General features: G+C 43.2%; 21 protein-coding genes. 10 read left to right on the forward strand and 11 right to left on the reverse strand.

Annotated features, from left to right (window positions below; translation table 11 throughout):
* Positions 1-14 precede the first annotated feature (14 nt).
* The gene (locus tag MSMAS_RS04285; RefSeq protein WP_015411143.1) at positions 15-1,241 is read left to right on the forward strand and encodes an acetate kinase; all 1,227 of its coding nucleotides are present in this window, start codon (positions 15-17) and stop codon (positions 1,239-1,241) included.
* On the opposite strand, the gene MSMAS_RS04290 is transcribed toward MSMAS_RS04285, so the two are convergent.
* Entirely contained in the window at positions 1,227-1,553 is a 327-nt protein-coding gene (locus MSMAS_RS04290) for a hypothetical protein (RefSeq protein WP_048046338.1), read from the reverse strand. The two genes, MSMAS_RS04285 and MSMAS_RS04290, sit on opposite strands and share 15 nt — an antisense overlap.
* Positions 1,554-1,814: 261 nt before the next feature.
* On the opposite strand from MSMAS_RS04290, the gene MSMAS_RS04295 reads away from it, so the two are divergent.
* The 4 genes from MSMAS_RS04295 (at position 1,815) to MSMAS_RS04310 (ending at position 5,788) form a co-directional block, all read left to right on the forward strand.
* The gene (locus MSMAS_RS04295) at positions 1,815-2,567 is read left to right on the forward strand and encodes an acetate--CoA ligase family protein (RefSeq protein WP_048046339.1); all 753 of its coding nucleotides are present in this window, start codon (positions 1,815-1,817) and stop codon (positions 2,565-2,567) included.
* A 369-nt stretch (positions 2,568-2,936) separates the two neighbouring features.
* Positions 2,937-3,566 (forward strand): helix-turn-helix transcriptional regulator, encoded by a 630-nt coding sequence (locus tag MSMAS_RS04300; protein WP_011032445.1) that lies wholly within the window; start codon positions 2,937-2,939, stop codon positions 3,564-3,566.
* A 1-nt stretch (position 3,567) separates the two neighbouring features.
* Positions 3,568-4,446 (forward strand): hypothetical protein, encoded by an 879-nt coding sequence (locus MSMAS_RS04305; protein ID WP_137726805.1) that lies wholly within the window; start codon positions 3,568-3,570, stop codon positions 4,444-4,446.
* Complete coding sequence (locus MSMAS_RS04310) at positions 4,430-5,788, forward strand: HEAT repeat domain-containing protein (protein ID WP_011032443.1); 1,359 nt, start codon at positions 4,430-4,432, stop codon at positions 5,786-5,788. The genes MSMAS_RS04305 and MSMAS_RS04310 overlap by 17 nt, the downstream gene beginning before the upstream one ends.
* A 123-nt stretch (positions 5,789-5,911) precedes the next feature.
* Here MSMAS_RS04310 and MSMAS_RS04315 read toward each other — a convergent pair whose 3' ends face one another.
* The 4 genes from MSMAS_RS04315 to MSMAS_RS04330 all read right to left on the reverse strand — a co-directional run bounded on the left by MSMAS_RS04315 (position 5,912) and on the right by MSMAS_RS04330 (position 7,744).
* Positions 5,912-6,079: a 4Fe-4S dicluster domain-containing protein gene (locus tag MSMAS_RS04315; RefSeq protein WP_011032442.1), complete on the reverse strand. Its 168-nt coding sequence runs from the start codon at positions 6,077-6,079 to the stop codon at positions 5,912-5,914.
* A gap of 142 nt (positions 6,080-6,221) precedes the next feature.
* On the reverse strand, positions 6,222-6,416 hold the full coding sequence (locus MSMAS_RS04320; RefSeq protein WP_011032441.1) for a 4Fe-4S dicluster domain-containing protein: 195 nt from the start codon (positions 6,414-6,416) through the stop codon (positions 6,222-6,224).
* A 23-nt stretch (positions 6,417-6,439) separates the two neighbouring features.
* Complete coding sequence (locus tag MSMAS_RS04325; RefSeq protein WP_011032440.1) at positions 6,440-6,736, reverse strand: Hsp20/alpha crystallin family protein; 297 nt, start codon at positions 6,734-6,736, stop codon at positions 6,440-6,442.
* A 414-nt stretch (positions 6,737-7,150) separates the two neighbouring features.
* On the reverse strand, positions 7,151-7,744 hold the full coding sequence (locus MSMAS_RS04330; RefSeq protein ID WP_011032439.1) for a uracil-DNA glycosylase: 594 nt from the start codon (positions 7,742-7,744) through the stop codon (positions 7,151-7,153).
* Positions 7,745-7,944: 200 nt separating this feature from the next.
* Between MSMAS_RS04330 and MSMAS_RS04335 the strand changes: the two genes are divergently transcribed.
* Positions 7,945-9,195: a phosphoglycerate kinase gene (locus MSMAS_RS04335; RefSeq protein ID WP_011032438.1), complete on the forward strand. Its 1,251-nt coding sequence runs from the start codon at positions 7,945-7,947 to the stop codon at positions 9,193-9,195.
* Positions 9,196-9,405: 210 nt separating this feature from the next.
* On the forward strand, positions 9,406-10,005 hold the full coding sequence (locus tag MSMAS_RS04340; RefSeq protein ID WP_011032437.1) for a TIGR00296 family protein: 600 nt from the start codon (positions 9,406-9,408) through the stop codon (positions 10,003-10,005).
* A 467-nt stretch (positions 10,006-10,472) separates the two neighbouring features.
* Here MSMAS_RS04340 and MSMAS_RS04345 read toward each other — a convergent pair whose 3' ends face one another.
* The 6 genes from MSMAS_RS04345 to MSMAS_RS04365 all read right to left on the reverse strand — a co-directional run bounded on the left by MSMAS_RS04345 (position 10,473) and on the right by MSMAS_RS04365 (position 14,840).
* Positions 10,473-10,931: an Hsp20/alpha crystallin family protein gene (locus MSMAS_RS04345; protein WP_048046340.1), complete on the reverse strand. Its 459-nt coding sequence runs from the start codon at positions 10,929-10,931 to the stop codon at positions 10,473-10,475.
* A gap of 696 nt (positions 10,932-11,627) precedes the next feature.
* A complete protein-coding gene (locus MSMAS_RS04350; RefSeq protein WP_230633341.1) occupies positions 11,628-12,695 on the reverse strand; it encodes a hypothetical protein in 1,068 nt (355 codons plus the stop codon).
* 13 nt (positions 12,696-12,708) lie between these two features.
* A complete protein-coding gene (locus MSMAS_RS04355; RefSeq protein ID WP_048046342.1) occupies positions 12,709-12,960 on the reverse strand; it encodes a hypothetical protein in 252 nt (83 codons plus the stop codon).
* 55 nt (positions 12,961-13,015) lie between these two features.
* Positions 13,016-13,465, reverse strand: a complete 450-nt coding sequence (locus MSMAS_RS04360; protein WP_230633342.1) for a GNAT family N-acetyltransferase — start codon at positions 13,463-13,465, stop codon at positions 13,016-13,018.
* A 496-nt stretch (positions 13,466-13,961) separates the two neighbouring features.
* On the reverse strand, positions 13,962-14,132 hold the full coding sequence (locus MSMAS_RS18625; protein ID WP_155395335.1) for a hypothetical protein: 171 nt from the start codon (positions 14,130-14,132) through the stop codon (positions 13,962-13,964).
* A gap of 285 nt (positions 14,133-14,417) precedes the next feature.
* On the reverse strand, positions 14,418-14,840 hold the full coding sequence (locus MSMAS_RS04365; protein ID WP_011032431.1) for a nucleoside 2-deoxyribosyltransferase: 423 nt from the start codon (positions 14,838-14,840) through the stop codon (positions 14,418-14,420).
* Positions 14,841-15,070: 230 nt separating this feature from the next.
* Between MSMAS_RS04365 and MSMAS_RS04370 the strand changes: the two genes are divergently transcribed.
* From MSMAS_RS04370 to MSMAS_RS04380, 3 genes are all read left to right on the forward strand, one after another.
* Positions 15,071-15,562, forward strand: coding sequence for a type IV pilin (locus tag MSMAS_RS04370; RefSeq protein ID WP_226987678.1), 492 nt, complete (start codon positions 15,071-15,073; stop codon positions 15,560-15,562).
* Between the two features lie 126 nt (positions 15,563-15,688).
* Positions 15,689-16,702 (forward strand): N-acetyl-gamma-glutamyl-phosphate reductase, encoded by a 1,014-nt coding sequence (argC, locus tag MSMAS_RS04375; RefSeq protein WP_015411130.1) that lies wholly within the window; start codon positions 15,689-15,691, stop codon positions 16,700-16,702.
* Positions 16,703-16,775: 73 nt separating this feature from the next.
* The gene (locus tag MSMAS_RS04380; protein WP_015411129.1) at positions 16,776-17,240 is read left to right on the forward strand and encodes a CBS domain-containing protein; all 465 of its coding nucleotides are present in this window, start codon (positions 16,776-16,778) and stop codon (positions 17,238-17,240) included.
* Position 17,241: the final 1 nt, after the last annotated feature.

Genomic DNA, 17,241 nt, shown 5'->3' on the forward strand with positions numbered 1-17,241 from the left:
ACTGGGGTTCACAAATGAAAGTACTGGTTATAAACGCAGGGAGTTCTTCTCTCAAATATCAATTAATTGATATGACAAATGAGTCCGCTCTTGCAATAGGGCTCTGTGAGAGAATAGGTATCGATAACTCTATTATCACCCAGAAGAGGTTTGACGGCAAAAAGCTGGAAAAACAGACCGATCTTCCCAACCACAAGATCGCACTCGAAGAAGTTGTCAAGGCTCTCACAGATTCTGAATTCGGTGTTATAAAGAGCATGGACGAGATCAATGCTGTCGGGCACAGAGTTGTGCACGGTGGGGAAAAATTCAATTCCTCGGCTTTGATCAATGAAGGCGTAGAACAAGCAATCAAGGACTGCTTCGAACTGGCACCTCTTCATAACCCTCCAAACATGATGGGAATTTCTTCCTGTCAGGAAATTATGCCTGGGGTCCCGATGGTTGCTGTCTTTGATACGGCATTCCACCATACAATCCCGCCATATGCTTACATGTATGCTCTGCCGTATGAACTGTACGAAAAGTACGGGATCAGAAAATATGGTTTCCACGGCACCTCTCACTTCTATGTTGCCAAGAGGGCTGCCGCTATGCTCGGAAAACCCGAACAGGATGTCAAGGTAATCACCTGCCACCTTGGTAACGGCTCAAGCATTACAGCTGTTAAAGGCGGAAAATCCATTGAAACTACTATGGGCTTTACCCCTCTTGAGGGAGTTGCAATGGGAACCAGGTGCGGTTCTATTGACCCCGCAGTTGTCCCCTTCATCATGGAAAAGGAAGGACTGTCAACCAGAGAGATTGATACCCTTATGAACAAGAAGTCGGGTGTGCTTGGGGTTTCCAGTCTGAGCAACGACTTCAGAGATCTTGACGAAGCAGCTTCCAAAGGCAACCAGAAAGCCGAACTTGCCCTTGAGATCTTCGCATATAAGATCAAGAAAGTCATAGGTGAGTATATAGCCGTTCTCAATGGTGTAGACGCAATAGTCTTTACCGCAGGTATCGGAGAAAACAGCGCAAGCATCAGAAAGAGAATCCTTGCTGACCTTGACGGAATTGGCATCAAGATCGACGAAGAGAAGAACAAGATCAGAGGCCAGGAAATCGACATCAGCACTCCGGATGCAACAGTCAGGGTCCTTGTTATCCCAACCAATGAAGAACTGACCATTGCAAGGGACACAAAGGAAATCTGTGAAACCGAAGTAAAGCTGAGAAGCTCAGTGCCTATCTGATGGTAAAGGAACCTTTCCTTTGCCTTTTATTATCTTTTTTACCCCGAATTGCGGCTCGGGAGTACGCTGTCCTTCCCGAATTGCGGCTCGGGAGTACGCTGTCCTTCCCGAATTGCGCATCGGGAGTACGCTGTCCTTCCCGAATTGCGCATCGGGAGTACGCTGTCCTTCCCGAATTGCGGCTCGGGAGTACGCTGTCCTTCCCGAATTGCGGCTCGGGAGTACGCTGTCCTTCCCGAATTGCGCATCGGGAGTACGCTGTCCTTCCCGAATTGCGGCTCGGGAGTACGCTGTCCTTCCCGAATTGCGCATCGGGAGTACGCTGTCCTTTTCACTCGCTCCGCTCGCTCAAGAGGACTAATTTTTGGTTTTCCAAGCAAGTTTCACTTGAAAGGACTGATTTATAAGTTATAGCAGTGACTTTGCTCAGGAAACTATATTCTGATTTTTCGAAGTAAAACTCACTCCAGAGGATTAAAGTAAACTTTTTTCAATTTGAAGTTAAGACCTCACAATTTTTAACTTATTAATGAAATTAATTATCTTAAAGAATAACTGTTCTGAGGGCGTCATATGAGTATGAAGCAGGTAGATCCAGCCTTTACGGTATCCGGTTCAGATAAAGCTCTGGCGGATGAAATTTTCAAAGCTGCACTGGATGTTCAGCGGCGAACACCGGGCCTTGAGTCTTTAGGCATTCTGGAAGCGTATGGTATTCCAGTGGTGAAAACTGTGTTTGCAAAAACTGAAGAGGAAGCCGTGAAAGCTGCTGAGGAGATAGGTTATCCTCTGGTGATGAAGGTTGTTTCTCCGCAGATATCACATAAATCGGATGTTGGAGGGATCAGGCTTTCTCTGCAAAGTGGAGATGAGGTGAGGGCAGCTTATCTGGGGATGATGGAAAAGATTCCTGAAAAAAGGCCGGATGCGGTTCTTGAAGGAGTACAGATACAGAAAATGCTCTCAGGGGGAAATGAAGTAATTATAGGGATGATCCGCGACCCGACATTCGGGCCTATGTTAATGTTCGGGCTTGGCGGGGTTTACGTGGAAATCCTCAAGGATGTGAGGTTTGCCATTGCCCCTGTGAATGAAAAGGAAGCCAGGGAGATGATTACAGGGATCAAAGCCTATCCTCTTCTTGCCGGAGCGCGGGGTGCAAAGCCTTCGGATATTGACGCTCTGGTGGATGCCATCTTAAGAATCTCAAGGCTTGTCTGTGATTTTCCGGAAATTGAGGAGTTTGAGATTAATCCTATGATGGTTTTGGAAGAAGGGAAGGGAGCTTTTGCAGTGGACATGAGGCTTACATTGAAGAAAAATTAATTTTTTATATAAATTGGTAATCTGAAGAACAAGTGAGATTCTGGATTACTTTTATCGTGAACAGGCTTTTTTCTCCCTCTTTATTTCTTAACCTGTCCATACTCTGTCTGTTTATATCCAGAGCCCGTTTTACTGCCGTTCTACGTACACGATTTATTCCGTATCCTGGCTTATTTTTCTGTCTTAGAGGGGTAAATCCTCTTATTTTTTTATATGCTCGCCAAAAATATTTTTTCGATATCAACTCCCGGTGGTTTCGGAATTATGAGACGTCTCGGGCTCAGGTCAAACTAAAATTATAACATTTGTTTCATACATACTGGAGGTAGTAAATGAGGTGGTAGTACGATCCAAGAACGAAAAAAATTCGTGCTGGCTGTGGGTATCCTGCTCCTCTCAAGCATTGTCGCCGTTGATCTTCTGCTTGAAGACACTCCGGTGGTAATCCAGCTCGAAGGAGACACGTTCAAAGTTGTGGATATTCCGTATGTGTATACAGTAAAAGAAGCGTATATCCTTCTTTTCTCCGGGTTTACGGGAGGGCTGGCTCTGGCTCAGGTATTGCGGTCTTCAGGGCTTCAAGAACCCGTTTTTTCCTTGACTACCCCTTCAGCCCGGGTAAAAGTTCTTAATCTTGCAGTCGAGGACCCCCAGGAGAGGAGTTTTGAGGTCTCATCTGATTCTGCTGAGAATTTCCAGGGTGAAGGGTTCCAGCCTGATAGGGCTCATATAGACCCTACGGCTGTCCTTTTGCGGGTCCTTGAAGGGGATGAAAAAAAAGCTGTCGAACTGATTGCGGCAAAAGGGGGAAGAATTCTCCAGAATGAACTCGTGAATTCCCTTGATTTTTCCAAAGCCAAAGTTTCCAGGGTCCTTATTAACCTGGAAAGGCGGGGCATAATAACAAAGAAAAAGTACGGGCTTACCAACTGCATTTCGATAGCTAATGAGCTTAAGGATAATGCCGGAATGAAGGATAAAGGGGCTGAGGGGGAATAAAGTGAGGAAAGGAACCTTGATTTGTGTTTTAGTTTTCTTTCTTATACTGCTATTGGGAATTTTCTGGTATGGAACAGGGCCTGATGTACATATCGCAGATATGAGCGCTGCTCCTATTGGAGTTCAGGAATCAGGACAGCTGGACATAGTGCTCAGGAACAATGGTACAGGACCTGTAGACGTGTGGCTTGAGGTTGAAAATACTTTTGTGGACAGTGACGGAGTGGCTCACCACAATTCCGGACTGCTCATACCTTCGGATTCCGGAGACCCGTGGGATACTGAGTTTGTTTCGCACGAGAAGCCGATCCATCTTCTTCCGGGAAATAACTCGGTTGGCGTATGGATAGGGTATTATCTTCCCGGAGAATATCCTGTAAAAGTGAAGGTTGTGGAGAATAGCAGGACTCTTGATGAAGATACCTATCTGGTAGAGATTCTTCCTCCCGAAATTCCCAGAGATCTCTACCTTAAACTGGAATATGAAATGGAGAGAAGGAATACTTCTGATATTTACAGGATCTACGGCTACCTTATCAACAAAGGTCTAGGCTCCGAAAAGAATGTATCCACAAACTTTACAGTGATAAACGAGAAGACCGGGGACCTGGTGTTTACATCTTCCGAGATCTATGGTGTGGGTGAGTATGACAAGACTCCTCTCTGGACCTGGTCGGATTATCCCTATGCAGTTGTGGAAATAGCATATGGAGAGCCCTCAGGAGAATCTTATATGCCCGTCCAGAATGCGGTGGTTGGAAAAAGTGGAGATCGTTTCAGGATTAATGTGACTTCGACGTGGCAGAACAGGTCGGTTTCTGCTGAGTTGTTAGTTCCTCCTGGAGGGAAAGGGGGTGATGCATATGATAAAGCTGTGTGAACTTCTCGGCAGCAGGTCTGCAAAACTTTTTCTTCTCCTGCTCCTGTTCTCCGGAATCTGTGCTGGTTGTCTTGGCCAGGAACCTATCGAGGCCAGGGTGGACAAACTGGTACGGAGCCTCGGGAATGAAGACCGGAATGTAAGTTATGCTTCAGCTTATGCACTTATCGATATAGGGGAGCCTTCGGTCAATTCTCTTATAAAAACTTTAGAAGATGATAACCCGCAGGTACGCAGCCTTGCCGCCTATTCCCTTGGAAGAATAGGAGAACCGAGAGCATCAAAACCTCTTATTGAGGCTCTTGAGGACCCTGAACCTGAAGTCCGTATGAATTCGGCTGAGGCTCTTGGAGAGCTGAAAGCTCCGGAAGCCGCGGACCTGCTTATTGAGCTCCTTGATGACGATAATGATGAAGTGCGCAGCAAAGCCGTATTTGCTCTGGGAGCCATAGGGGACCCGAAAGCTGCTCTTGCTCTCATAGAGCTGTTTGATGACAGGGAACTCGGGAGGTCTGCAGCTGGTGCTGTGGGAAACCTGGGGGACGAAGAGGCAGTTGAAAAACTTATTGAGCTGCTTGACAGCCGGAACCCGGATGTCCGTATCAACAGTATTCGTGCCCTTGGGCAGATCCAGAACCCTGCTGCTGTTCCCTACCTGGTTGAAATGCTGGACGATAAGGTCCCGGAGGTTCGAGAGGAAGCTGCCAGTGCTCTGGGTTACTTTAAAGGACCTAAAGAAATTGCCCGGACAGAACAGCCTCTTATCGATGCGCTTGGAGACGACGAGTTCGAGGTGCAGAAAGCTGCTGCCTACTCCCTCGGAGATATTGGAAGTAAAGAAGCAATACCCTTTATTGTGGCATTCCTTCAAGCTGAAAATCCGGCTCTCCACAGTGTTGCTGTCCATGCCTTGGGGAGATATAATGATCCTGATGCCACAGCCGCCCTGATCGATGCCCTTGATGATGAGAGCCGGCATGTAAGATTGGTAATTGTTCATTTTCTTTCCGAGACTGGAGATCCTCAAGCAGTTGATCCTTTTATTTCTTTACTTGGAGATGAACGTCATGAAATAAGGCAAAGTGCTGCAAATGGTCTGGGCAAACTTGGAGATCAGAAAGCCGTTGGACCTCTCCTCAAAGCTATGGAGACTGAAAAGGAAAGGGATGTTAGGGTTGCGGAGATCCGGGCTCTTGGGGAACTCGGAGGACCGGAAGCTGTCGAGGGTTTGCGCCGGATCAGCACGGATATGGAAGAATATAGGAATGTCAGAACTGCTGCGGAGGAAGCACTCAATAATATAGAGGGAGGAAGGGAGGAGAATTACTCTCCTACTTCCTGATACGCTGGAGGTAACAATGAGGCTTTATCAGCCTATCTCCCCGCTATACTGTGTCTTTTTCCCTGCCAGGGAGACCTGTGCTCATGATGCATTTTCAATCATAGTCATTGCAATCCGGGTCTGTTAATCCTCTACCAGTTCTATTGCGTCGGTAGGGCAGACCTCAACGCACTGTTCGCATTCTATGCAGTCTTCAGGACGCGCCACAACTGCTCTCTTTCCTTCTTCTGTTTCTTCCGCGTCAAAAACGTCCACAGGGCATGTATCATAGCATTCAAGTGAACAATGCATTTATTATAGTCAATTCTTGGGTGCACTTTTATCCCTTCAGGATTTTCGGCTTATTCCGGAATCTCTATCGTTTTTTTTCTGCTGAGCTCTTGCCGGGTACTCTGTTTGCTTTTCCTGGCAATTCTTTCCGGAGGTCTGAAATTCACTCCTCTACCAGCTCAATAGCATCTATCGGGCAGGCTTCCACACATTGCTCGCATTCTATACAGTTTTCCGGGCGGGCTACAACTGCTTTTTTTACCCCGTTCATTTCTTCAATATCAAAAACTTCTGCAGGACAGACCTCATAACAGGCAAGAGCGCCGTTACATTTGCTATAATCAATTACTGGATGCATATTTTCTCCATTTAATCGGTTTTTTACTGGATTTTAACATCTACCGTTTCTGTAGATTCCCTGTAGGGCACTTTCACATACAGTTTTCCATCAGTGTATTTTGCAACAGCTTTTTCCGGGACTACATTACAGCAAAATGCGTATGTTCCAGCGTATTCAACTCCGGTTTCTTCCTTTTTTGCCCTTATGAAAAAGCCTTCTTCAACCATTTTCAATTCAATATTCTCTTTCTTTACCCCGACCATATCTACCTCTATAAGCAGATTTCCCTCATCATCAGAACATGAAAGCACATCAGGTGACATTTTCACCATTGACATCTCTTACCCCCCGGTATTGTAAAATAATTCTTATTTATGTGACATAATTATAAAGCAAATCTAGATAATTATAGCGGGATCGCTTTATTTATATTTTATGAGGAATAACGCCTTTTCAGTTCCATTTTTCTTCTTTCTATTTTTTTCTCCTTTTCAATTATTTTTCTTCTTTACTATTATTTTTCTTCCCTTCTATTATTTTTCTTCTTTACTATTATTTTTCTTCTTTACTATTATTTTTCTTCTTTACTATTATTTTTCTTCTTTACTATTATTTTTCTTCTTTACTATTATTTTTCTTCTTTACTATTATTTTTCTTCTTTACTATTATTTTTCTTCTTTACTATTATTTTTCTTCTTTACTATTATTTTTCTTCTTTACTATTATTTTTCTTCCCTTCTATTATTTTTCTTTACTGCCAGAGCTCCCTGTTTTTATCAATGAAACCGCGCTGGACTTCTATCTTCGAAGCTGTGTAAATCAGGGCTGCAGGATGGTAAAGTTTAAGGATTGTCCTTCCCTCATGTTCTACCGGGACTCCCCACTCCAGTTTTCTTTCCGGGCAAAATGACTTTTCAGCTGTGTTGCCCAGGAGAATTATGAGTTTGGGGTTAAGAAGGGTTATCTGGGCAATAAGGAAGGGTTTGCAGCATTCTATTTCCTGTACCCTTGGCTTTCGGTTTCCCGGGGGACGGCATTTAACTGTGTTTGTTACGAACCAGTCTTCTTCCGAAAGCCCCATATACTCAACCATCTGGTCCAGCTTTTTTCCCGCCCTGCCGTAAAAGGGAATTCCTGATTTGTTCTCACTTTCTCCGGGGGCTTCTCCTATAAAGAAAACTTTCGGATTGCAGGATCCTTTTCCTATCACTCTTTTAATTGCACTTTCATGGAGAGGGCACCTTATACAGGCTATTATCTCCCGTGCTACAGTCTCATACCCTGCTTCAACCAGTTTTCTAACCCTTTCTTCACGGTTTCCGCAATTCTCTTCCTCTGCTACCATATCGATTGCCTCTCTGGCTTATTCTTTTCTTATTTTTCATATAAAAATAGTAATCTATCTCTTGAGATGTATACGAGGACAAACTTATTTATGGAAAAAATTCCATGACAAGATAACCAATACTGAAAGAATAAGATTCTCTTAAATTTTATTTATCAAGCTTTATTCTTCGATATATATAAAATTTTGTTTACAAAGGTGTGCTGAGGGTAATGACTTCCAGAAACTTTCTTACGATCGATGATTTTGACATACGCGGAAAGACGATTCTTTTAAGGGTCGACATGAACTCTCCTATGGACACTCAGGGTCACATTCTGGACGATATGAGGATCAGGAGTCATATTGCCACTCTTAAAGACCTTGAGAGTGCAAAAGTCGTTGTGCTTGCGCACCAGAGCCGGCCTGGGAAAAAAGACTTCACCACTATGAAACCTCATGCTCACCTGCTGTCCAGGTATCTGGGCAGGCAAGTTACTTATGTGGACGACATCTTCGGGACTTTTGCGAAGACTCAGATCGCTTCTATGGAAGACGGGGACGTCATCATGCTCGAAAACGTCAGGTTCTATTCTGAAGAGAGCCTCGAGAGGACTACAGCCGAGCAGGCCAATACTTTTATGGTTAAAAAACTGGCACCCTTTGTTGATATTTTCCTTAATGACGCGTTTGCGGTATCTCACAGGTCTCATCTCTCTGTTGTAGGCTTTACCGAAGTCCTCCCTTCCGGAGCAGGCAGGGTAATGGAAAAAGAACTTATTTCCCTGGAAAAAGGAGTTAAAAGTGGAGAGAGGCCAAGCGTTTTCGTGCTGGGGGGGGCAAAAGTGGACGACTCACTTAGAGTAACCGAAAATGTCCTCACAAACGGGGGAGCTGACAGAGTCCTCCTTACAGGGGTAGTTGCAAACGTTGCCCTTGCCGCTTCCGGAGTAAATATAGGAAAAGCCAATCTGGATTTCATTAAATCCCAGGGCTACGAAGACCAGATAGAAAGGGCGAGAGGTTTGCTTGCGAAGTTCGAAGATAAAATCGGACTTCCGAAAGACGTTGCTTTAAATGATAACAAAAAGCGTGTTGAAGCTCCTATTTCCGAACTTAATTCCGATTCTCTGCCCATTAACGATATAGGTCTTGAAACCATTGTGGACTACACCAATGAAATCCAGAATGCCAAAACAGTTGTCCTGAACGGCCCTGCCGGGGTTTCAGAGATTGAGGACTTTGCCCTCGGAACCCATGAAATTATAAAAGCTGCTATTAAATCCGATTTCTCTATCATTGGCGGCGGGCATATCTCTGTGGAAGTTGCACACCTCGGGCTTGAACACCGCTTTTCACACATAAGCACTGGAGGAGGAGCCTGTATTGATTTCCTTGCAGGGGAAAAGCTGCCAGGCGTCGAAGCTCTCAAGGCTGCTTACAATAAGTATCAGGAAGCTAAAAAGCTTTAAAGGCCTGTTTCCTGCAGCTTCCGGCAATGCCAGAAACCTACTTTAACCAGCTTCGATAAACATACTGTTACACCGGCGCACAGACATACAAGTAAACAGATACCCATAAGCTGATAATGACTTATAATCTGGCTGGTCTTCAGCTTAAAGATATGATTAACAGCTTAAGCTTATAAAAGGTTAAATGCAGTTACAGGTGTTGGTTCAAGCATGCTTACAGAAACAGAAGGCAGGGCTGCAGTCAAGCTTGCAAGGAAAACTATTGAAATATTTTTGTCGAAGGGAAAGTCTCCCAGACCTGACGCGTCAGGTGTTGAGCTTTCTCCGGTCTTTGAAGAATATAGGGGCGTTTTTGTCACATTAACCGAGGGCGGCCTCCTGAGGGGATGTATAGGTCATCCTTACCCTGATTCAACCCTTAAAGAAGCAATACTGGACTCCGCAATCTCTGCGGCAACCCGTGACCCTCGCTTTCCTACTGTTGAACAGGACGAGATGAAAAATATATTGGTTGAGGTTACTATACTGACCCAGCCTGAAAAAATCAATGCTTCTCCAAAGGAGCTTCCGGATAAGGTGGAGATCGGCAAGCACGGGCTTATCGTAAAACAGGGCTACTGCCAGGGTCTGCTGCTTCCACAGGTGGCGCCTGAGAATGACATGGATTCCATTGACTTTCTGAGCCACACATGCATGAAAGCAGGTCTTTCTCCGGATGCCTGGGTTAAAGGGGCAGAAGTCTACTGTTTCGAAGGGCAGATATTCAAAGAAAAGGAGCCTGACGGGGAAGTTATAGAAGAGAAGTTCTAAAGAAAAGTTCTGAAAGAGATATCCTGATTTTTTACTAAATCTGATTTTTTACTAAATCTGATTTTTTTACTGAATCTGATTTTTTTACTGAATCTGATTTTTTTACTGAATCCTGACTTTTTGAATATTTTTTTGAGAATCTGGAGTTATCTCTACGGGATCTTGAATACTTTTAGAAATCTGGATATTACAATTCAAATGTAGAGTGATCTTTTTGAGAACCTGCAGGCTCGGAGAGCCAGGACTTCTGGACAGTCTGTTTACAGTTTCTCAAAAAGATTTTTTAGGCAGAGGTGACTTTTAGTTTTTCAGGCTAATTTCAGGAAATGGCAGCTCTGAATTTAATCCGTTTTATTGGTGGTTTGTTTGTCTGTTTGAATAATTTACCAGACTCTCATCATTCATTTTGAATCGTTCATTTTTAATCGTTAATTTTGAATCATTCATTTTGAATCATTTATTCTGAATCATTCAATCTGAATTCTTTTCTCAGTTACGTCTTTCGTCTTTGGAAGCGTGACTGTTAAGACGCCGTTTTTGAGCTGGGCAGTTGCCCCGTCTTCGGTTACGTTATCAGGAAGAGGTATCTCACGGTAGTAGCGCATGAAAGACCTCTCTTTCCTGAGATAGCCTTCTTTTTCCGTCTCCTCCTCTTTTCCTTTCTGTGCGCTGATTACAAGTAAATTATCTCTCAGGTTCAGCTCGACATTTTCTTTGTCAATGCCGGGCAGGTCTGTTGTAACAATTACTTTATTGTCTTCTTCCGCAACATCGGTCAGAGGGGACAAGGTATCACTTACGTACCTGTTTTCAAGTGCAGGAAATGCTCTCATCATCTGTTCCATATATTCCTGCATCCTTCTGACCTCATCAAACGGGTCCCAGCTGTACACGTCACGGGATGGTCTCTTAATTGGCAGTTTCATGTACAAATTCCTCCTTGCTCAAATTACTCAGTTTACTTCTGTTGATTTATTGAGGTTGGTTGGTAATTTTTTGATCTTATCTGTAGGTGTTCCGGAGGTATGGAACAGTTTATTTCTTTTCTCCACGGGAAGTTGCCTTAAAGCATGGGAAGCTTTCCGGGTAGGAAATTCCTGTTTTCTCTGTCCATACTTGCAGGCAAAATAGATGAGAGCTTTAAACTCTCATCTGCCCTGTTGGAGGGAGAAATCCGTTTTTAAAGGTGCACAGGTTCACCTTCAGTCTGTTCGCAGATCTTGTTTACAGGTCTTGAGATGTAACTGGTTGCGTTGCCTTACAGTTAGTAATTTATGGTTACTGTAAGTTTGTATTGTTTCTCAGTTACTAACATTTAGTTAGTATTCATTATATTTAAACTCTTTGTTCAGCCTCTTTTTTTAATTTATTCATAACAGGTTATTTTTCTGGAAAAAATCAGAGTTTGCAGATGGAATGGCTTTTTTATGAACTTGAAGAGCTCAGGAGTTTACCAGATGGCTTTATTCTGCCGAAGAAAAAACTGATTAATGAGACTGAAGATCAGTGAAATAAGAATGAAAATGAAAATGAAAATGAAAAAGAAAGAATAAACGAAAACTAAACTTTCACCAGGCAAGCTGAGTTTACACAATAAATTCAGGAATTTCTCAGGCGTGGACTCAACTTATTTTCTCTATAAAAGAAACGAAGCTGGCTCTTAATTTTTCTTTTGTCGCGTCCGAAAATTCATCCAGCTTATCAAGGGTTTTCAGTGCCTGTTCAAAATAGAACTTTGCAAGGTCAGGGTCTATTTCAAGGTAGGTTGCTCCCATAATCACATACAGGTAGAGGAAGTTATCATATTTCTCTGTGAGTTTGCTGTAAAGCTCCTGTATCCTGTCATATTTCCTTTTTTCTGCCAGCTCTGATATGTAAATTCCTGCAAATTCATAAAATTCCGGGCCGTTTTCCAGCAGGAAATCGAACTTCTCTTCATCTTCCATCAGGCGGAATTTGTCCTCCATTTCCGCCACCAGCTCTTCATCGCTTAATTCCTTTTCTTTTAACCTTTCTCCAGCCTGTTTTTCTCTTTTTACTTCCCTTTTTTGCCTTTCTCCTGCATCTTCTCCCCGGAGCCCTTCTATATCCTCGTATTCTTCCCTATATTCTTCCCCATATTCTTCTATAAATTCAAAATAATCTTCCTCTTCCCCTTTCATGAGCATAAGGTCTGCGTGCTTATCCGAGAGGCCAATTTCGGCGGCAAGCTTCTTTATTTCTTTTTCATATTCTTCCTTTTCTCCCTCTGTGAAAAGGTCCATTATATAGGCTACCCATTTTATGTATGCCTGTTTGTCTCCCATCCAGGACCTGTTACTGATAACTTCCAGAACGTAATCTATTACCAGGTTTAATTCGTGGACTATTATCGGCTTTTCTTCAAGGACTTCTATAAGGCTTTTAATAATCTCTTTTTCAAGGCCACGGTTAAAAAAAGAAATGGGTCTGCTGCAGTTTTTCCTGAGATTCTTCAGTGCTGCTACTGCGTCTTTATCCGTTATTTTTCTGTCAACTTCATAATAGTAACGGGCAATCGAATACTCGACCGTTCCGATATACCCGGCATACTCGTATTCCTTTCCCTGCAGGCTTTTTATTTTCTTTGCTTCCGGTGTATCGGGTGCAAGGTAAAGGAAAAGCGAGCCTTCCTCCTCTCCAACGGATCTATCCTCAGTTTTATGATTCATAACTTCCCCTCCTTCACTCCCTGCTTTTTCCTTTTTCATCTCCCCTTTTTAACTCTCCCCTTTTCTTTTTCCTCTTCTTTTCTCCCTTTTCTTTTCTCTTCCCTTTTTCTTTTTCCTCTTCTTTTCTCCCTTTCCTCTTCTCTTCTCTTCTCTTCCCTTTTTCTTTTTCCTCTTCTTTTCTTCCTTTCCTTTCCTTTCCTCTTCTCTTCTCTACTCTTTTTCTCATTCCTCTTTCTTTTTCTCTATTCTCTTTCCTTTTTCTCATTCCTCTTTCTTTTTCTCTTTTCCCTTCTCTTTAGCGCCAAATTTCCCAATCCATATTAAGAATCTTCCCACTCCATTAAAATCTGAACGCAGCCCGTATATTCTTCGACTTCCTGCCCTGTTGCCCTGAGCCCATTCTTTTCGTAAAAGAGGATGGCTTTTTTATTATCCCTGTAGGCTTTAAGGAAAAGCCTTTTTTTCAGGGATTTTGCATGCTCAAGCAGTTCTTTTCCTGCTCCTTTTCCCTGTGCTTCGGGAGCTACAAAAAGTGCACATACTATCTCTCCTGCAAGTGAAATAAAGCCTGCGACCTCTCCTTCCTGTTCGTAAACATAATTTTCTGAAAAGGGGAGGTACTCTTTTTTCATCGCAGGTCTGTACGAAGCCCAGAAAGAGGCTGGCACAAAGGGATGGGCAATAACTGAGGCATCGTACCATATTCTTACCATGTCTTCCAGATCGTTTTCCCTGTAAACTCTGATCAACGCACCGGCTCCTGTTTTCAAGCTTCCCTGTTTTGTAACTTCAAGTTATCTGATTTGTAGAGAATTTACTGGCCCAGTGTTAAGGTTTCTCTGTTTTAAGGCTTTTACTGGTCTAAAGCTTAAAGCATATTCGCATAAATTGAATTTCAACTGAGTTGAATAGCAACTGAAGCGATTTTTAATAAACAGAATCTCAAATGAACTGAATTTCACATAAACCGAATTTCAAATGAACTGAATTTCAACTGAATCGAATCTCAAATAAATCTAATCTTATAACATAGCGGACACCAAAAGTATCCACTGAAAGATCATGGAGGCTCTGAAGTATTGGATGACACGGGTTATATCAAGGCTATTTAAAGACTTTAGATAAAAAATTAAGAAAAAAGGTAGTTATTTATAGAAAGAAAAATGTTTAAAAAATACCAGGCCGAAAGGGCTTCGGTCTGTAAAGGGGCTTTCACGAAAAACGGGTCCGAATCAAAAATAAAAAGTCGGAAAAAGTTTTTATATTTTAATCCATGGCTTCGATCTGGCGGATCAAGTCATTGGCATATCTTTCGGATAACTCCACATGTGGACCGCATGGTACGACTCTTACCAGCTTCCCATACCTGGATACGTACATGTCAGGCCCATGTGAAGTTTTTACTTTTGTAAAATTATATCCTTTAGGAAAGGTCATTGATTTAACCTCCACTTGTTATTATGTCTGGCATTCCATATTAATATTTTTTTACCTAATAATCGTTATGAATTATGGCTTCTGTGGATGAATCTGTTTTAGACTTATTTCAATTCAGGTATAATTATATTTTCACTTATATAAAATAAGTTTTAAATATCTTTCAATATAAAGGTCATTTTTATAACTCAGTTAACAGGCTTCATCATTTAAAATTAAATCACAATCATATCGGTGAAAAATAAACTGTATACAGATAAAAAAAGGTTCAAAGACGGTTATAGTTCACTGGTATTTTTCAATTATTTTAATGAGTTCTTCTTCGTCTCTGGCAAGGGCAACTATAGCCATCTCCAGCATCAAGTTAACTATCCCGTCCGAAAGCTCCCTGAAATCCGTCCTGAGCCCTATCACCGGCTTTCCTTTTGCATAGGCATAACCTGCCTCCCATGCTGTCCCGGCATCCACGTCTGCACCGTCAAGGACTGCAACAATAATGTCCGAGGCATCAATGCCTTCCACACATTTTAGAAATATGCATTCCTGGTTCTGTCTTTCGCGCTCCTGTGCCGCATCTTCTGCGTCTTCCTGGGGCAAAAAAACAGAAAAACCATTATTGAGCAACGTATCTCTTAATTTTCTGTTATATTCGAGTTCGGCATGCGTAAAGAGAGGGCCTGCAAGATAAACTAACTTTTTTTCGCTCAAATTCTTTCCTCCTGTTCCTCCGGAAGTCAGCACTCATAAGAATTTTATTGCAGGAAAAAAGGCTGATAAAGGTAAAATACTTTACCTTATTATTCGGTTTTCTCAGAGGCATTTGCTTGATTGAAGCTGGTATTATCTGACCGGAATATTCTGGAATATCCTTATATATCTGGAAATTTAAACTTTACTGTCTTAATATTAATTATATGACTTTTCTCTTCCCGGGGGATATGATGGTAAAGAAATTTTCAGCCTTAAAGGGCTCAGATGAAAAGGGTCTCGCTCCTGTTATCGGGACGGCAGTTACAATAGTCATCGTGTTTATTCTTGCAGGACTGGTTTCTTCAGTCTTTTTTGAGGAGTACGGCAATCCATCCAATAAGATATCACCAACAGCAAAACTGCAGATCTATTTTACCGGGGACGAGAGTTCCCTTGAGTTCAAACATGAAGGCGGAGATCAGCTTTTTTTCGACAGTCCTTCTATATCGGTTATTATGGACATTAACGGCAGCTCGTATCCGCTAAATGACTCCGAACTGGGAGCTCTCGAAACCGGAGAAAAAGGAGTTCTTGCGTTGAATAAAAGCGAATTGCTGCCTTCAATGGAGCTGAAGCCGGGAGAATGGGTTTCGGTAAAGGTAGTTGATTATGATAGTGGCGGCATTATCGCAGAAAATGATCTTGAAGTTAAAAGACAGATGCTTATAGAGCCGGAATGAGCCCGGATCAAAACAGATCTTATGAGCCATTATCTGCGTGCCAGCAACCCCCAGATCCTTCTCTCTTGTTTTTTTCGATAACAAGCTTAATTATCTTGTATTGACATTACACTGGCAGTGAATACCATGATCAAGGCAGGAATTATAGGAGCTTCCGGATATACAGGAGGAGAACTCCTGCGCTTACTTGTAAGCCACCCCGATGTCAGTCTTGAACTGGCGACCTCCCGGAGTCTTGCAGGAAAACCCGTAGCAAGCACTCACAGGCACCTCGAAGGCTTTCTGGACCTGAAGTACGAAAACCCCGGGCTTGAAGAAATCAGGGAGCGTTGTGACTTGGTTTTTTTGGCGGTGCCTCACGGGACCGGTATGAATTACGTCCCCGAACTGCTCGACGGTAGCACAAAGGTAATCGACCTCAGCGCGGACTACAGGCTTGATATTCCGGTATTTGAAAAAATTTATGGAATAAAACACAGCGACCCGAGGAATGCAGTGTACGGGCTTGTAGAACTTCACCCTGAAGCAGCCAGAGAATATTTTGTGGCAAATCCGGGCTGTTTCCCTACAGGAGCGATTCTCTCAGCAGCCCCGCTTGCAGCAGCCGGGCTGATAGATATCGCGGTATTCGACTCCAAAACAGGGATTTCAGGGGCAGGAATTTCTCCAACTGAAACCTCGCATTACCCGAATCTTGCAGAAAATATTGTCCCGTATAAACTTACAGCTCACAGGCACAGGGCTGAGATCGTACAGGAACTAACGAGGCTTGACGGAAATCTCCGAAACATCAGCTTCACTCCGCATGTAATCCCAACCATCAGAGGGATCTCTACAACTGCACACCTCTTTACAAAAGAGCCTCTTTCGACCGAAGATGTCAGGGGAATTTATGAGGAGTTTTACAGGGATAAGCCTTTTGTCCGGCTCCCGGGAGGAGTCCCGTCCCTTACTGCGGTCAGGGGTTCTAACTTCTGTGATATTGGCTTTGAAGCAGATAAAGAGAATAACAGGGTTGTTGTACTCTCGGCAATCGATAATCTTGTCAAAGGCGCATCCGGGCAGGCTATCCAGAACATGAACCTTATGTTCGGGCTGGTTGAGACCCGCGGTCTCTGGACGCCTGCCACAGCTCCATAAACGCAGAGCAGGCGAGAATATATAACTGGTGACGGATAAAAATAAAGAATGGAATTTATTTTGGGGTAGTCCGATGAAAGTAAAAGATGTCATGAATCCTGATGTTGTATTCTGCAAGCCTGAAAATACAGTTCGGGAAGCTGCAAAGATCCTTAAGGAAAACAACATCAGTGGAGCTCCTGTCCTTGAGGACGGAAAGCTTGTAGGGATAGTAAGTGAGGCTGACCTTCTTGAGCTGCTGGTGATCCCGGAAAAAGGAAACCTCTGGCTCCCGAGCCCTTTTGAAATAATAGAGGTGCCCATAAGGGAACTCCTGAGCTGGGAGGAAACCAAAAAGATGCTTTCTGATGTTGGTTCTACAAAGCTGGAAGAGATGATGACAAAGAGTGTGCACACAATCTCTTCCGAGGCATCCGTTGAAGAAGCCTCAGAACTTATGGTCAGGCACAGGATCAACAGGCTTCCTGTGATTGAAAATGGTTATGTTGTCGGAATTGTCACGCGCGGAGACATTATAGAAGGACTTGCAAAACTTTGAG

Source organism: Methanosarcina mazei S-6, assembly GCF_000970205.1.
GTDB classification, from domain to species: domain Archaea; phylum Halobacteriota; class Methanosarcinia; order Methanosarcinales; family Methanosarcinaceae; genus Methanosarcina; species Methanosarcina mazei.

Bases quoted from the DNA above. Each gene is read 5' to 3' on its own strand.
- MSMAS_RS04285 (WP_015411143.1), top strand. From the start codon at position 15: ATGAAAGTACTGGTTATAAACGCAGGGAGTTCTTCTCTCAAATATCAA.
- MSMAS_RS04290 (WP_048046338.1), bottom strand. From the start codon at position 1,553: ATGCGCAATTCGGGAAGGACAGCGTACTCCCGAGCCGCAATTCGGGAA.
- MSMAS_RS04295 (WP_048046339.1), top strand. From the start codon at position 1,815: ATGAGTATGAAGCAGGTAGATCCAGCCTTTACGGTATCCGGTTCAGAT.
- MSMAS_RS04310 (WP_011032443.1), top strand. From the start codon at position 4,430: ATGATAAAGCTGTGTGAACTTCTCGGCAGCAGGTCTGCAAAACTTTTT.
- MSMAS_RS04315 (WP_011032442.1), bottom strand. From the start codon at position 6,079: ATGCATTGTTCACTTGAATGCTATGATACATGCCCTGTGGACGTTTTT.
- MSMAS_RS04320 (WP_011032441.1), bottom strand. From the start codon at position 6,416: ATGCATCCAGTAATTGATTATAGCAAATGTAACGGCGCTCTTGCCTGT.
- MSMAS_RS04325 (WP_011032440.1), bottom strand. From the start codon at position 6,736: ATGTCAATGGTGAAAATGTCACCTGATGTGCTTTCATGTTCTGATGAT.
- MSMAS_RS04330 (WP_011032439.1), bottom strand. From the start codon at position 7,744: ATGGTAGCAGAGGAAGAGAATTGCGGAAACCGTGAAGAAAGGGTTAGA.
- MSMAS_RS04340 (WP_011032437.1), top strand. From the start codon at position 9,406: ATGCTTACAGAAACAGAAGGCAGGGCTGCAGTCAAGCTTGCAAGGAAA.
- MSMAS_RS04345 (WP_048046340.1), bottom strand. From the start codon at position 10,931: ATGAAACTGCCAATTAAGAGACCATCCCGTGACGTGTACAGCTGGGAC.
- MSMAS_RS04350 (WP_230633341.1), bottom strand. From the start codon at position 12,695: ATGAATCATAAAACTGAGGATAGATCCGTTGGAGAGGAGGAAGGCTCG.
- MSMAS_RS04355 (WP_048046342.1), bottom strand. From the start codon at position 12,960: ATGAGAAAAAGGAAAGAGAATAGAGAAAAAGAAAGAGGAATGAGAAAA.
- MSMAS_RS18625 (WP_155395335.1), bottom strand. From the start codon at position 14,132: ATGACCTTTCCTAAAGGATATAATTTTACAAAAGTAAAAACTTCACAT.
- MSMAS_RS04370 (WP_226987678.1), top strand. From the start codon at position 15,071: ATGATGGTAAAGAAATTTTCAGCCTTAAAGGGCTCAGATGAAAAGGGT.
- argC (WP_015411130.1), top strand. From the start codon at position 15,689: ATGATCAAGGCAGGAATTATAGGAGCTTCCGGATATACAGGAGGAGAA.
- MSMAS_RS04380 (WP_015411129.1), top strand. From the start codon at position 16,776: ATGAAAGTAAAAGATGTCATGAATCCTGATGTTGTATTCTGCAAGCCT.